Here is a 15,971-nt window from a genome sequence, read left to right as displayed (position 1 = left end):
GCCCAGTTCCAGGAGGCGTCATGTCCGTAACCTCATTGTCTTCACGCCCTATGCGCGGGGCGCGCAAGGCCATTTCCAGCGACACGTCCAGCCTGGTCAGCTTCGCGCCGCTGTTCGAGGCGGGCTTCCCGCTGCTGTGCACCCCCAACGTGCCGGGGGTCGACTTGGTCGCCTGGGCGGCGCAGAACCGCGCGCTGATCCAGCAGCAGTTGCACCGGGGGGCGGCGATCCTGTTCCGCGGCTTCGACGTGGCCGGCATCGATCAATTCAACCAGTGCATCGACGCGATCTCCGGCGGCGCCCTGCAGTACCTGTTCCGCGCCTCGCCGCGTACCCAGATCACCGGCCAGTTCAACATCTACAGCTCCACCGACTACCCGGCCGGGGAGCGGATCTTCCCGCACAACGAGCACTCCTATTCTCCGGTGTTCCCGCTGCACCTGTATTTCTACTGCGACACCCCCTCCGAGACGGGGGGCGAGACGCCGCTGGGCGATACCCGGCTGATCCTCGACCGCATCGATCCGCAGGTGCGTGAGGCGTTCGCCCGCAAGGGCATCCTCTATGTGCGCAACTATGGCGATGGCATGGGCCTGCCGTGGCAGACCGTGTTCCAGAGCGAGGTGCGCAGCGAGGTGGAGGCCTACTGCGCGCAGATCGGCGTGCAGGCCGAATGGAAGCCGGGCAACCGCCTGCGCACCCGCCAGCGCGGCCCGGCCGTCGTCCGCCACCCGCAGACCGGCGAGCGCATCTGGTTCAACCACGGCACCTTCTTCAATGCCCTGACCCTGCCCGACAGCATTCGCGACAACCTGTTGCGCGAGTTCGGCCCGCTGGACTTGCCCCAGAACACTTTCTTTGGCGACGGCACGCCGATCGGCGATGACGTGGTGCGCCACCTGCAGCAGATCTACCGCGACGTGATGGTCGAGTTCGCCTGGCAGAAGGGCGATGTGGTGCTGCTGGACAACATCCTCACCGTGCACGCGCGCAATGCCTTCACGGGCCGTCGAAAAATTCTCACCGCCATGGCGATCGCGCAGAAGAGCGCCGATCTGGCCCACGATTAAGGAGCTCCACACATGATTACCTCCCATCAGCCAGGCCATGACGACGCAGGCGGTGAACTGTTCCAGGCCTCGGCCCAGCAGGCGCTGGCCCTGAGCGCCCAGGGCGAGCGAGACGGGCACGCCTGGGTCGTGCTCAGCGTCGCGCGCCTGCCCGATGCCGGTGAGCTGTCCGCGCACCTGGTCACCCTGGGCGCGCGCCATGAAGTGCTGCGTACCCTTTACCGCCGCCTGCCGGGCATGACTTGGCCGCTGCAAGCGGTAATGGAACAGGTGCCCGGCGCCGTGCACGCCGAGGCCGACCACGACCTGGAACAGGCCCTGGCCTGGGCGCGAGCCCAGGTGGGGGCGGCCAGCACGTGCAGCCTGGCGGTGAGCGCCCTGGCCGTTGCCCAGCCACGGCTGTTGCTGCTGGGCAGTGCGGCCAGCCTCGACCGCGCCAGCCTGCTAAGGGTGGCGGGCGAGTTGGCTGCGTTGTGCGAGGGCCGCGTGCTGGCCAGCAACGAGGAGGCGTTGCAGTACGTCGACTTCGCCGCCTGGCAGCAGGAACTGCGCGAGGATGAACTGGGGCGCCAGGGCGCGGCGTTCTGGGAGGCGCTGGTGCGCAGCCATCAGGTCAACCACCGCCTGGCCTTCGAAACCCCAGGCCAAGGCAATGCGCGCCACCAGGCCACCTGCGCCGACCATGCGCTGGAAGCGGTGCTGGCGAGCGACGGCGGCGAGGCCCGGGTGCTGGCGCTATGGGGCGCCTTCCTGGCCCGTGTCAGCCAGCAGGATCGCCTGTTGATCGGCTTGCAGGTGGAGGGCCGTAACGAGGATTTGGCGGACGCCTGCGGCCTGTTCGCCCGGGCCCTGCCGGTGGCCTTCGACAACCGCCAGGGGGCGAGCCTCGAGGGGCTCACAGCTGAGGTGACGACCCGCCTCGAACAGTCGCGCTCTTGGCTGGACTGCCTGAACGAGTTCGACCTGGGGCTGTGCCGCTACGGCGTCGTCCATCGTCCGAGCGCCGCTGAACATGGCGTGCTGGCGCTGGAGGCCGAAGGGCCGGCCGAGCGCCTGCGCCTGGTGCTGGGCGAGGGACAGGTGCGCCTGGATGCCGATGCCGCTGCCTTCAGCGTCGAGGCCTTGCAGATGCTGCTGGGGCAGTTCCTGCACTTCGCCGGCCAGGCTCTGGCCGCGCCTGCGCAAGACTTGGCCGATGCCAGCCTGCTCGATGAGGCCGGGCGCCGGCAGGTGCTGCACGGCTTCAACCCCCAGGCCACATCGCGGCGCCAGGCGCGGCAGTTGCAAGCGTTGTTCGCCGAGCAGGCCGAGCGCCAGCCCCAGGCCATCGCCTTGAGCGTGGGCGGCGAGCGGCTGACCTATGGCGAGCTGGAGCGCCTGTCGAACCAGGTGGCCAACACCTTGCGTGCCCAGGGCGCAGGCCCGGACAAGGTGGTGGCGGTGTATGGCCAGCGTAGCCGCGAGCTGGTGGTGGCGCTGCTGGGCATCCTCAAGGCCGGTGGCGCCTACCTGCCGCTGGACCCGAACTACCCGGCCGAGCGTCTGGCCTTCATGCTCGCCGACGCCGGTGCCGATCAGGTGCTGGCTTGCCTGCCGCTGCCTGAGGCCTGGCAGCAGGAACAGCGCCTGACCGTCACCTCCCTGGCCGTCGATGCGCCGGTGTGGTCGGCCAGCGAGCAGGCCCCGGCGCCGCTGGGCGATGCCGACAACCTGGCCTACGTGATCTACACCTCGGGCTCCACTGGCAAGCCCAAAGGGGTCATGGTCAGCCACGCCAACGCCGTGGCCTCGACCCTGGCCCGTGGGCGCTTCTACCGCGAAGCGCTGGGCAACTTCCTGATGCTGTCGTCGTTTTCCTTCGACAGCTCCGTGGCCGGTGTCTTCTGGGCGCTGAGCCAGGGCGCGACGCTGACCCTGCCGGACGAGCACAGTTACAAGGACCCGCAACAGCTGGCCGCGCTGATCGCCCGCGAGGGCGTGACCCACTACCTGACGCTGCCCTCGTTCCACGGGCAGATCCTCGACTACCTCGACGCGCCGGCCCTGCGCTGCGTGATCGTCGCCGGCGAGGCCTGCACCCAGGATCTCGCGCGGCGCCACAGCGAGCGCCTGGCAGGGGTTTCGCTGGTCAACGAGTATGGGCCGAGCGAGGCCACTGTGTGGTCCACCGCCACCTACCTGGACCCGGCCGATGGCCACGGCATCGCCATCGGCAAGCCGGTCCAGGGGCTGCGGGTGCATGTGCTGGATGCGCAGTTCGAGCCGGTGGCCCCGGGTGTCGAGGGTGAGCTGCACGTGGCTGGCGATGGCCTGTGCCGTGGCTACCTGGCGCGGCCTTCGCTGACCGCCGAGCGCTTCCTGCCGGACCCGTTCGCCGAGGCGCCGGGGCAGCGCCTGTACCGCAGCGGCGATGTGGCGCGCTACCGGGTCGACGGCACCTTGGACTGCCTCGGGCGCTTGGATCACCAGGTGAAGCTGCGCGGTTTTCGCATCGAGCTGGGCGAAATCGAAAGCGCCCTGCGCGACGGGCGTGGCGTGGACGATGCCCTGGTGATCGCCCATGACACACCCGCAGGTAAACAATTGCTGGCCTTCGTCGTTTCTACTCAGGAAGGTCACGAGCAACTGGGCCTGGACCTGCACAGCCACCTCTCCCAGGTGCTGCCCGAGCACATGTTGCCGGCGCGCATCCGGGTGCTGGAACGCTTCCCGCAGACCCCCAATGGCAAGCTCGACCGCAATGCCCTGTTGGCCCTGGACAGCCGACGCCGTCAGTACATCGCCCCGCGCACCGAGCTCGAACGCACCTTGGCCGGTATCTGGGCCGAGGCCCTGCAGGTGGACAAGGTCGGTGTGCAGGACAGCTTCTTTGAGCTGGGCGGCCACTCGCTGCTGGCCACCGCGATCCGTACCCGGATCCAGGAGGCACTGGGCCTGACGATCCCGCTGCGGGTGTTCTTTGAGGGCGAGACCCTCGAGCGCCTGGCGCAGGAGATCGACGCATTGCGCGAGCAAGCCGGTAATCAGCAAAACACAGTGGACTCCCTGGAGGCGCTGTTCGACGAGGTTGAAGCTCTATGAATGCGGTACCGGACAGAATGCTGGCGCTGGCGCAACGGTTTGCAGGGATGTCGGCCGAGGCCCGGCAGGCCCTGCAAGGCAAGATGCGCGAGCAGGGCCTGACCCTGGAAGCCCTGCCGATCCCGCCGCGCGCGGCGGGCCTGCAGGTGCTGCCGGCGTCCTACGCCCAGCAACGGCTGTGGTTCATCTGGCAACTGGAGCCACAGGCCAGCGCCTACAACCTGACCGGTGCCTTCCGCCTGCGCGGCCTGCTGGACCGCGCGGCCCTGGAACAAACCCTCGCCGCGCTGCTGGCGCGCCATGAGGTGCTGCGCACCACCTTCCGCCTGGAGGAGGGGGCCGTGCAGCAGGTGATCCACGCTGCCATGGCCTGCCCGCTGGAGCAGGTCGAAGCCGACGAGGCAGGCCTTCAGGCTGCCATCACCAGCGCCGCCCGGGCGCCGTTCGACCTGGCCCATGGCCCGCTGATGCGGGCGCGGTTGGTCAGGCTGGGTGCCCGGGACCATGTGCTGGTGCTCACGCTGCACCATATCGTCACCGATGGCGCGTCGCTGCCCATCCTGATCGAGGAATTCACCCGCCACTACGCGGCGTTCGCCAGTGCTCAGGCGCCCCAGGTCGAGGCCTTGCCAATCCAGTACGCCGACTTTGCCCAGTGGCAGCGGCTGTGGCTGGAGGCGGGCGAGGGCGAGCGGCAATTGCAGTACTGGCGCGAGCAGCTGGGCGATGAGCACCCGCTGCTGAGCCTGCCGCTGGACCGCAAGCGCCCGACCCTGCCCAGCCAGCAGGGCGACTGTGTCAGTGTCGGTGTGCCCGCCGCGACCCTGGAGGGCTTGCGCCAATTGGCCCGCGACCAGGGCTGCACCCTGTTCGTGGTGCTGATGGCGTCGCTGCATGCGCTGCTGCACCGCTACAGCGGCGAGCAGGACATCCGCGTCGGCGTGCCGGTGGCCAACCGCACGCGCCAGGACGTGCAGGCGCTGCTGGGCTTTTTCATCAACACCCAGGTGCTGCGCAGCCAGCCGCAGCCCGAGCAACCCTTCCTGAGCCTGCTCGAGGCGCTCAAGGTCGCGGCAGTGGGAGCCCAGAGCCATCAGGATGTGCCGTTCGAGCAGTTGGTGGATGCGCTGCAGCCGGAGCGCAGCCTGAACCAAAGTCCGCTGTTCCAAGTGATGCTCAACCATCAGCAGGCCGCCGCCGAGGGCAACGCCCGCTGGTCGTTGCAGGGGCTGGAGGTCGAAGTGCTGGCGGTCGATGAGCGCAGCTCCAAGTTCGACCTGATGCTCGACACCGTCGAAGGGCCCGAGGGCCTGAGCGCGGCGTTCACCTATGCCACCGACCTGTTCGACGCCACCACCGTCCAGCGCATGGCCCGCCACTGGCTGAACCTGCTGCGGGGGATCGTGCGCGACCCGGCCACGGCCCTGGGCGAGTTGCCGATGCTCGATGCCGCCGAGCAGGCTGCCACCCTGGCCGAATGGAACCCCAAGCCGGCCCGGCATGAGGTGCGCGAGTGCCTGCACCAGTGCATCGAGCGCCAGGCCGCGTTGCGCCCAGCGGCCACCGCGGTGGTCTGCGAGGGCGAGCGCCTGAGCTATGGCGAACTCAATCGCCGGGCCAATCGCCTGGCCTGGCACCTGCGGGCGCAAGGCGTGGGCCCGGATGTGCGCGTGGGCATCGCCTTGCCGCGCTCGCTGGAGATGCTGGTGGGGCTGCTGGCGATCCTCAAGGCCGGAGGCGCCTATGTGCCGCTTGACCCTGAATACCCCGAAGAGCGCCTGGCCTACTTGCTCGAAGACAGCGGCACGCGCCTGCTGATCAGCCAGTCGCCGCTCGCCACGCGCCTGCCACGGGTCGACGGCCTGCAGACGCTGTTGCTCGACGAGGCCGACACCTGGCTGAGCGAGGCGCCCGAGCACGACCTGCCCAACCTGACCGACCCTGACAACCTGGCCTACGTCATCTACACCTCCGGCTCCACCGGCAAGCCCAAGGGCACCTTGCTGCCCCATGCCAATGTGCTGCGCCTGTTCGAGGCCACGCAGGGCTGGTTCGGCTTCGATGAGCACGATGTGTGGACGCTGTTCCATTCCTACGCGTTCGACTTTTCGGTGTGGGAGATCTTCGGCGCGCTGCTGCATGGCGGCACGCTGGTGGTGGTGCCCTATGCCATCAGCCGTTCGCCCCAGGACTTCCACCGCCTGCTGCGCGAGGAGGGCGTGACCGTCCTCAACCAGACGCCTTCGGCCTTCCGCCCGCTGATCGAGGTGGCCTGCGCGGCCCGTGACCAGGGGCCGCTGGCCCTGCGCACGGTGATCTTCGGTGGTGAGGCGCTGGAGGTGGCCGACCTGCGGCCTTGGTTCGAAGCCTTCGGCGATCGCCAGCCGCAACTGGTGAACATGTATGGCATCACCGAAACCACAGTGCACGTGAGCTACCGGCCACTGGGCTGGGCGGACCTCGATTCTGGCAACAGCAGCCCGCTGGGCGAGCCGATCGGCGACTTGTCGTGGTACGTGCTCGACCGCCGTCTGAACCCGGTGGCCAAGGGCTGCGTGGGCGAGCTGTACGTGGGCGGGGCGGGGCTGGCGCGGGGTTACCATCAACGTGCGGATCTCACCGCCACGCGCTTTGTGGCCGACCCCTTCGCTGAGCGCCCCGGTGCGCGCCTGTACCGCACGGGCGATCTGGCCCGCTACAGCGCCGACGGCAGCCTCGAGTACATCGGCCGGATCGACCACCAGGTGAAGATCCGCGGTTTTCGCATCGAGCTGGGCGAGATCCAGCGCTGCCTGCAACAGCATCCGCAGGTCGCCCAGGCCCTGGTGCTGGTGCACGAGGCCGGCGCCAGCAAGCAGTTGGTCGGCTACCTGGTGGCCAAGGCCGACGTCGAGGCCGGCAGCAGCACCTTCGGCCAGGGGCTGCGTGACTACCTGCGTGGCGAGCTGCCTGACTACATGGTGCCCGCGCACCTGATGGTGCTCGATGCCTGGCCGCTGACCAGCAACGGCAAGCTCGACCGCAAGGCGCTGCCCGCGCCGGGCCTGGAGCTGTCGCGAGGGGCCTGGCAAGCACCGCAGGATGCGCTGCAGGCCGACTTGGTCACGCTCTGGGAGCAGGTACTCAAGCGCGCGCCGATCAGCATCGACGACAACTTCTTCGAACTCGGTGGCGACTCGATCATCGCCATCCAGTTGGTCAGCCGTGCCCGCCAGGCGGGCATCCGCTTCAGCCCCAAAGACCTGTTCCAGCACCAGACCGTGCAGAGCCTGGCGCGGGTCGCGGTGCGCAGCGATGCCTTGGCCCAAAGCCAGGAACCGGTGGCCGGGGAGGCGCCGCTGACGCCGATCCAGCAGTGGTTCTTCGAGCAGCCCCTGGCCCGTCGCGCCCACTGGAACCAGTCGGTGCTGTTGGATGTGCGCCAGCCGGTCGATGCGCAGCACCTGCGCACAGCCCTGGCCTGCGTGATGCGCCAGCACGACGCCCTGCGCCTGCGCTTTGCGCAGCATGAAGGCCAGTGGCGCCAATCGCATGCCGAGGACGGCGCGCAGCTTGACGTGCTGCAGGAGGCGACCGCCTGTGATGAACATGAGCTGCTCGAGCGGTGCAATCAGGCCCAGGCCAGCCTGGACCTGGCCCAGGGCCCGCTGCTGCGCGCCTTGCTGGTGGAGATGGTGGAGGGCGGTCAGCGCCTGCTGCTGGTGATCCATCACCTGGTGGTGGACGGGGTGTCCTGGCGTGTGCTGCTGGAGGACCTGCAACAGGCCCTGCAGCACGTGATCGCCGGCGAGCCGCCGCGCCTGCCGGTCAAGACCAGCGCCTACCAGCAATGGGCCCGGCGCCTGGTGCAGCATGCGCAGAGCCCGGCATTGCTGGCCGAGGCCGCGTACTGGCACGCCCAATACCAGGACGTGACGCCCAGCCTGCCGAGCCAGGCCGTGGCCACCCCGGTGGCGGACGAGATCCGCGCCGTGCAGACCCGCCTGGATCAGGATGTCACCCGCCAACTGCTGCAACAGGCCCCGGCGGCCTACCGCACCCAGGTCAACGATCTGTTGCTGACCGCCCTGGCCCAGGTGATCTGCGCCTGGACCGGCCAGGCCTCGACCCTGGTGCAGCTCGAAGGCCATGGTCGCGAGGACCTGTTCGAGGACATCGACCTGAGCCGCACGGTGGGTTGGTTCACCTCGATCTTCCCGGTCAAGCTGACCCCGGCACAGGACGCTGGCGCCAGCATCAAGGGCATCAAGGAGCAACTGCGTGCGGTGCCGAACAAGGGCATCGGCTTTTCCATCCTGCGCTACCTGGCCGATGTCGGCCTGGGGGCACTGCCGGCACCGGCCATCACCTTCAACTACATGGGCCAGTTCGACACCAGCTTCGATGCGCAGGCGGCCTGGCAACCGGCGCGCGAGCGCGGCGGCGATGAGCAGGCGCCAGGCAGCACGGTGCTCGAAGGCCTGAGCATCAACGGGCAGGTTTATGCGGGCGAGCTGTGCCTGAGCTGGTCGTTCGACCCGCGCCGCTTCGCCCAGGACCAGGTGCAGGCGTTGGCCGACGCCTATGGCCAGGCCTTGTGCGGGCTGGTCGAGCACTGCCTGGCGAGCGACGGCGGGCTGACGCCGGCCGATGTGCCGCTGGCCCTGCTGCGTCAGGATCAGCTCGATGCCCTGAACCTCGCGGCCCGCGACATCGAAGACCTCTATCCGCTGTCGCCGATGCAGCAGGGCATGCTGTTCCACAGCCTCTATGACGATGAGCCGGGCGCCTATGTGCATCAATTGCGCCTGGACGTCGAAGGCCTGGACGTGGAGGCCCTGCGGGCGGCCTGGCAGGGGGCGCTGGACGCCCATGACACGCTTCGAGCGAGCTTCCTCTGGGGCGATGAGCTGCGCCAGCCGCTGCAGGCGATCAGCCGCCAGGTGCGCCTGCCGCTGGAACGGCTGGACTATCGTGGCCAGCCACGCAGCGCCCTGGAGGCCTTCGCCGAGGCCGACCGCCAGCGCGGTTTCGATCTGGCCCAGGCGCCGCTGCTACGGGTCAGCGTGCTGGACACCGCCGAGGGCCGGCAGCACCTGATCGTCACCCATCACCATATCCTGCTCGATGGCTGGAGCACGTCGCAGTTGCTCGGCGAGGTCATGCAGCGTTATGCCGGCCAGACGCCGGCCCGCAGCGCCAGCCGTTATCGCGACTACATGGGGTGGCTCGCCGCCCAGGATGCCCAGGCCGCCCAGGGCTTCTGGAGCGCCCAGCTGGCGCCGCTCGAAGAGCCGACCTTGCTGGCCAATTGCGCCCAGGCCGAGTCTGAAGCCGTGGGCTTTGGCGAGTACTTCCAGGTACTCGACCCGGCGGCCAGCGAGCGCCTGGGGGCGTTCGCCCGGCAGCACAAGGTCACCCTCAACAGCCTGGTGCAGGCGGCCTGGCTGTTGCTGTTGCAGCGCTACAGCGGGCAAACCTGCGTGGCCTTCGGCGCCACCGTGGCTGGACGCCCGGTGGATCTGCCGGGCATCGAGCAGCAGTTGGGGCTGTTCATCAATACCTTGCCGGTGATTGCACGCCCTGAGCCGGGGCAATCGGTGGCGCAGTGGGTGCAGGCGATCCAGGCGCTGAACCTGGACCTGCGCGACTACGAGCACAGCCCGTTGGCCGAGGTGCAGCGCCTGGCGGGCCTGGGCACGCTGTTCGACACCTTGCTGGTGTTCGAGAACTACCCGCTGGCCGAAGCGCTGCAACAAGGGCCGGGCACGGGGCTGCGCATCCTCGATGTGCAGGGCCGCGAGCAGACCCACTTCCCGCTGACCGTCTCGGCCGACTTCGGCGCGCGCCTCTCGCTGCGCTACAACTATGCCCGTAGCGCCTTTGATGACGTCTTCATCGCCAGCCTGCACGAGCACCTGTGCAACCTGTTGCAGGCCATGGCCGAGGCGCCTGAGCAGGCGTTGGGCCGATTGACGCTGCTGGGGGATTCGGAGCGCGACTTGCAACTGCTGGCCTGGAATGACACCCAGGTGGCCTTCGCGCCCATGCAGCCGGTGCAACGCCTGTTCGAGTTGCAGGCAGAACGGGCGCCAGATGCGCCAGCGCTGGTTTTCGCCGACCAGCAGCTGGACTACGCCGAGCTCAACCGCAGGGCCAACCGCCTGGCGCACCGTTTGCGTGCGTTGGGTGTGGGCCCGGAGGTGCTGGTCGGCATCGCCGCCGAGCGTTCCCTTGAACTGGTGATCGGCCTGCTCGCGATCCTCAAGGCCGGTGGCGCCTACGTGCCGATGGACCCGGACTACCCGAACGATCGGTTGCACTACATGCTCGAGGACAGCGGTGTGGACCTGCTGCTGACCCAAAGCGCCCTGCAAGCACGCCTGCCGCTGACTGACGGGGTACAGGTGCTGTGCCTGGACCCACTGGACCTGACCCAAGGCCCGGACCACAACCTGGACCTGGCCATCGACGGCGCTTCGCTGGCGTACATGATCTACACCTCCGGCTCCACCGGCCGGCCCAAGGGCGCGGGCAACCGTCACGACGCCTTGTACAACCGCCTGGCCTGGATGCAGGCGGCCTACCCGTTGGGAGCAGGGGACACGGTGCTGCAGAAGACGCCGTTCAGCTTCGACGTCTCGGTGTGGGAGTTCTTCTGGCCGCTGATGGTCGGCGCCCGCCTGGCGATCGCCGAGCCCGGGGCGCATCGCGACCCGGCGCAACTGGTGGCGCTGATCCATCGTCACCAGGTCGATACGCTGCACTTCGTGCCGTCGATGCTGCAGGCCTTCGTGCGTGACGAGGGCGCAGCCTCCTGCCACAGCCTGCGCCAGGTGATCTGCAGTGGCGAGGCGCTGCCCGCCGAGCTGCAGCGCCAGGTGCTGCGCGTGCTGCCCACGGCCGGGTTGTACAACCTGTATGGCCCCACCGAGGCGGCCATCGACGTGACCCACTGGACCTGCCGCGATGAGGGCGGGCACAGCGTGCCGATCGGGCGGCCGATCGCCAACCTGCGCACCTACATCCTCGATGACAGCCTGCAACCCCAGGCCATCGGCCGAGTCGGTGAGCTGTACCTGGGCGGGGTGGGCCTGGCGCGCGGGTATCACCAGCGCCCAGGGCTGACGGCTGAGCGCTTCGTGGCCTCGCCATTCGACGCCGGCCAGCGGCTGTACCGCACCGGTGACCTGGCCCGCTACCGCGTCGACGGAGTGATCGAGTACGTCGGCCGGATCGACCACCAGGTGAAGATTCGCGGCCTGCGCATCGAACTGGGCGAGATCGAGGCTGCGCTGCTCGAGCAGCCCGCTGTCGCCGAAGCCGTGGTGCTGGCGCTGGAGGTTGGCAAAAGCACGCAACTGGTGGCCTACCTGGTGCCCACCGCAGGCGCCATCGACACCTCGGCACTCAAGGCTGCCCTGGCCGAACGCCTGCCCGAGCACATGCAGCCGGCCCAGTTGATGGTGCTCGAGTGCATGCCGGTGACCGCCAACGGCAAGCTCGACCGCCGTCGCCTGCCGGTGCCAGAGGCCCGCACGGGCCAGGGCCGCGCGCCGGCCACGCACCAGGAAGCCAGCTTGCTGGCGGTCTGGCAGGCGCTGTTCGAGCGTGATGACATCGGCGTTGAGGATGATTTCTTCGCGCTCGGTGGCGACTCGATCGTGTCGATCCAGGCCGTGGCGTTGGCGCGCAAGGCGGGGCTTTCGATCACGCCCAAGGATGTGTTCAGTCATCCGACCCTGGCCGCGCTGGCCAAGGTCGCCACCGCAACAGTGCCGGTGCTTGAGGCGCCGGTACCGCCGGTTTCGGTGGCGCTGTCCGACGCGCAGTTGGCCACACTCGGGCTCACGGCCGCGCAGGTGGAGGACGCCTACCCGCTGTCGCCCATGCAACAGGGCATGCTGTTCCACGCGGTGCAGGACGCCGACGACGGCCTGTACGTCAACCAGATCGAAGTGGGCGTGGTCGGCGTCGATCCGCAGCGCATGCTCGCGGCCTGGGAGGCGGTTGCCCGCCGGCACGCGATCCTGCGCACCGCGTTCCTCTGGGAGGGCGAGAAGGAGCCGTTGCAGGTGGTGCTGCGTGAGGCGGCGCCGCTGCTGACAGTGCTCGACTGGCGCAAGCGCGCCGACGCCCGGGAGACCGTGCGCGTACTGGCCGATGCCGAGCGCGAGCAGGGCTTTGCCCTGGGCCGCGCGCCGTTGCTGCGGGTGCTGTTGGTGCGCATCGATGAGCAGCGCTACCGGCTGATCTGGACCTACCACCACATCCTCATGGACGGGTGGAGTGTCTCGCGCCTGATCGGTGACGTGCTGCGCCACTACAGTGGCCAGGCGCTGCCCCCGGTGGCTGAGTACCGGCATTACATCGGCTGGCTGCAGCGCCAGGACCCGTCCACCTGCGAAGCGTTCTGGAAGACCGCGCTGGCGGCGCTGGAAGGGCCGACGCACCTTGCCCGTGCCGTGCCGGCCAAGCAGCCCCAGGCCGGTTATCACGCGCTCTATACCCACCTCGATGCGGTGCAGACCGCGCGCATGCAGCAGTTCGCCCAGGGCCAGCGGGTCACCCTCAACACCCTGGTCCAGGCGGCCTGGTTGTTGCTGTTGCAGCGCTACACCGGCCAGCGCACGGTGACCTTCGGCGCCACCGTCTCGGGACGCCCAGAGACCCTCGAAGGCGCCGAGCAGATGCTTGGATTGTTCATCAACACCTTGCCGGTGGTCAGCCACGTGCCGACCGCCCAGGCGGTGGGCGACTGGCTGCGCGAGCTTCAGGCGTACAACCTGCGCATCCGCGATCACCAGCACACGCCGCTGGGCGACATCCAGCGCTGGGCCGGGCAGGGCGGACAGGCGCTGTTCGACAGCATCATCGTGTTCGAGAACCAGCCGGTCGACCGCACCTTGCGGGAGTGGGATGGCGAGTCGCTGCGCTTTGAAGAAGTGTCGGACTTCGGCCTGACCAGCTTCGCCATGGACCTGATGGTCAGCGTGGATGATGGCGGCCTGCGCATCGAATACATGCACCAGCGCTCGCACTTCGATGTCGCGACCGTCGAGCGACTGCGCGAGCACATGGAAAGCCTGCTGGGCAGGCTGTGCGACGATGCCCGGCAGCCGGTCGGCTGCCTGGGCCTGGTCGAGGGCACGCCGCGTCCGTTGCAGGCGGCGCCTGCGGTGGTCAATACCCCGGTACATGAACTGATCGCCCGCCGCGCCCGGGAGCTGACGAACCACCCGGCGTTGGTGCTCGGCGAGCAGGTGCTCGACTACGCCACCCTCGATCGCCGTGCCACCGCACTGGCCGTGCGCCTGCGGGCGCTGGGGGTGGGGCCGGAGACCGTGGTGGGCGTGTTCATGGAACGCTCGCTGGAGTTGGTGGTGTCGCTGCTGGCGGTGCTCAAGAGCGGCGGCGCCTATGTGCCGCTGGACCCGGAGTACCCGGCCGAGCGTCTGCGCTACATGATGGGCGATGCCGGCATGACCGTCCTGCTGACCCAGCACCGCCTGCAGGATCGCGTGGCGCTGGACGCGTCGGTGACCTGCCTTGCGGTCGATACGCTGGTACTCGACGAGGCGGTCGATGCCTCGCAGTTACCAGCGGTCCAGGACCTGGGCCTGGCCTACCTGATCTACACCTCCGGTTCCACCGGCAAGCCCAAGAGCGTCGCCGTGGCCCATGGCGCGATCAGCATGCACGTGCAGGCCATCGCCCAGCTTTACGAGATGGACTCCAGCAGCCGCGAGCTGCACTTCATGTCGTTCGCCTTCGATGGTGCCCATGAGCGCTGGATCACCACGTTGATCAGCGGCGGTACCCTGGTGATCCGCGACAACCAGCTGTGGACCGCCGAGCAGACGTTGCAGGTGCTCAAGGAGCAACGCATCAGCATTGCCTGCTTCCCACCGGCCTACCTACTGGAGCTGGCCGAGCAGGCCGAACGGCAAGGCGAGGCGCCGGCGGTGCGCATCTACTGCTTTGGCGGTGATGCGGTGCCGGACGCAAGCTTCGAGCGGGTCAAGCGCAGCCTGGCGCCGCAGTATCTGGTCAACGGCTACGGCCCGACCGAGACCGTGGTCACGCCGCTGCTGTGGAAGACCCCGGTGAGCGGGCAATGCGAGGCGATGTACGCGCCGATCGGCCTGGCGGTGGGCGCGCGGACCCTGTACGTGCTCGATGGCGACCTCAACCCCTTGCCGCCGGGCCTGGTCGGTGAGCTGTTCATCGGTGGCGAGGGGGTTGCCCGAGGCTATCATCACCACCGCGGCCAGACCGCCGAGCGCTTCGTCGCCGACCCGTTCGGCGCGCCGGGTACACGGCTGTACCGCACGGGTGATCTGGTGCGCATGCGCGCCGACGGTGTGGTGGACTACGTGGGGCGGGTCGATCACCAGGTCAAGGTACGGGGCTTCCGGATCGAGCTGGGCGAGATCGAGGCGCGGCTGCGCGAGCAGTCCGGGGTCAAGGACGCCCTGGTGGTGGTGCGCGATACCCCGCAAGGCCGCCAGTTGATCGGCTATGTGGTCGCCGCCGAGCAGGGCCAGGAGCAGGACCCGCGCCAACGCTTGCTGGCGGCCCTTCGCGAGCGCCTGCCAGACTACATGGTGCCGGCCCAGGTGGTGGTGCTGGCGCAGTTCCCGCTCACGCCCAACGGCAAGCTCGACCGCAAGGCGTTGCCGGACCCTGACTTCGGCGCTCGCCAATACGTCGCGCCGCGTACGCCCTTGCAGGCGGCGCTGGCGCAGGTCTGGCAAGCGGTGCTGGGGGTCGAGCAGGTGGGGATCACCGACAACTTCTTCGAGCTGGGCGGCGATTCGCTGCGCACCTTGAAAGTGATCTCCCGGGTGCGGGCGATGCCGGCACTGGGCTTCGAACTCAAGCTGCGCGACATGATGGCCAACCCAACCATCGCCGGCCTGACCGCCGACCAAGGGCAGGCGCCCGAACCGTTGCTGCTGCTCAACCAGGCGGTGGCGGGTAGCGCGCCGCTGTTCTGCCTGCACGCGGGGTTCGGCACGGTGTTCGACTACGAGCCCTTGGCGCGCCGCCTGGACGGGCTGCGCACGGTGTATGGCGTGCAGTGTCGGATGTTGCTCGACCGCCAGTGGCAGGACCCGTCGCTGGCGCAGATGGCCAGTGACTACGCCGCCGCCATTCGCGCCCGGCAGCCCCAGGGGCCGTATCACCTGCTCGGCTGGTCGCTCGGCGGCAGCCTGGCGCTGCTGGTGGCCCAGGCCTTGGAGGCCCAAGGGCAGGCCGTGCGTTGGCTGGGCCTGGTGGACAGCTACGTGCCGCTGGACACCGTCGGGCAGGACGAAGACCTGCGCGAGGACCTGCAGGCCTTCCTCTGCGCCACCCTGGGGATGGACCCGGAGGCGGTGCGACCGGTGCTCGACGGGCGCAGGGCGATCGAGGCTGAGCAGGTGGGTGAGTTGATCGCCGGGGTGATCGCGCGCCAGCCACAGCAAGGCGCCGGTTATGCCTTGCTGGGCGCCGATGAGCTGGCGCACACCTTCATCGTCAGCCAGCGTCTGAAGCAGCTGTCGCGCGAGCTGCCGGCCTTGCCGGTGGTCAAGGCCGAGTTGCACTGCTGGTGGGCCAGTGCCAACCCGACCGGTGAGCGCGCGGCGCTCGAAGCGCAGCAACCGCGTATCGCCCAGACCGAGGTGGTACGTGCCAGCCACTACGACATCCTGCACAGCGCCGACTGCCTCGAAGGGCTGCTGGCGACCTTGGAGGAGGGGCGGGTGACGCACGTCTGACCGGCCTGTCTGGCGGTTTGCAGTAAATAGCCACGCCCGGCTTACGTTAGTGAGTCGAGCGTGGTTTTTTATTGGA

Annotated in this window: 3 protein-coding genes; all 3 read left to right on the top strand. The window is 68.8% G+C overall.

What is annotated here, in order from left to right; genetic code table 11:
- The first annotated feature begins 20 nt into the window (after positions 1-20).
- From ACNFCH_RS12790 to ACNFCH_RS12780, 3 genes are read left to right on the top strand one after another with little or no spacing between them, the layout of a single operon-like run.
- Positions 21-1,070 (top strand): TauD/TfdA family dioxygenase, encoded by a 1,050-nt coding sequence (locus ACNFCH_RS12790; protein ID WP_337158250.1) that lies wholly within the window; start codon positions 21-23, stop codon positions 1,068-1,070.
- A 12-nt stretch (positions 1,071-1,082) separates the two neighbouring features.
- Positions 1,083-4,151, top strand: a complete 3,069-nt coding sequence (locus tag ACNFCH_RS12785; RefSeq protein ID WP_416742912.1) for a non-ribosomal peptide synthetase — start codon at positions 1,083-1,085, stop codon at positions 4,149-4,151.
- On the top strand, positions 4,148-15,895 hold the full coding sequence (locus ACNFCH_RS12780) for an amino acid adenylation domain-containing protein (protein ID WP_416742911.1): 11,748 nt from the start codon (positions 4,148-4,150) through the stop codon (positions 15,893-15,895). Before ACNFCH_RS12785 ends, ACNFCH_RS12780 begins: the two co-directional genes overlap by 4 nt.
- Positions 15,896-15,971 lie beyond the last annotated feature (76 nt).

Origin of the sequence: Pseudomonas sp. NY15354 (assembly GCF_048068075.1) — a bacterium.
GTDB lineage: Bacteria > Pseudomonadota > Gammaproteobacteria > Pseudomonadales > Pseudomonadaceae > Aquipseudomonas > Aquipseudomonas guariconensis_C.
Note: the sequence above shows the minus strand (reverse complement) of the source record. Positions and strands in the feature narration are given on the sequence as shown.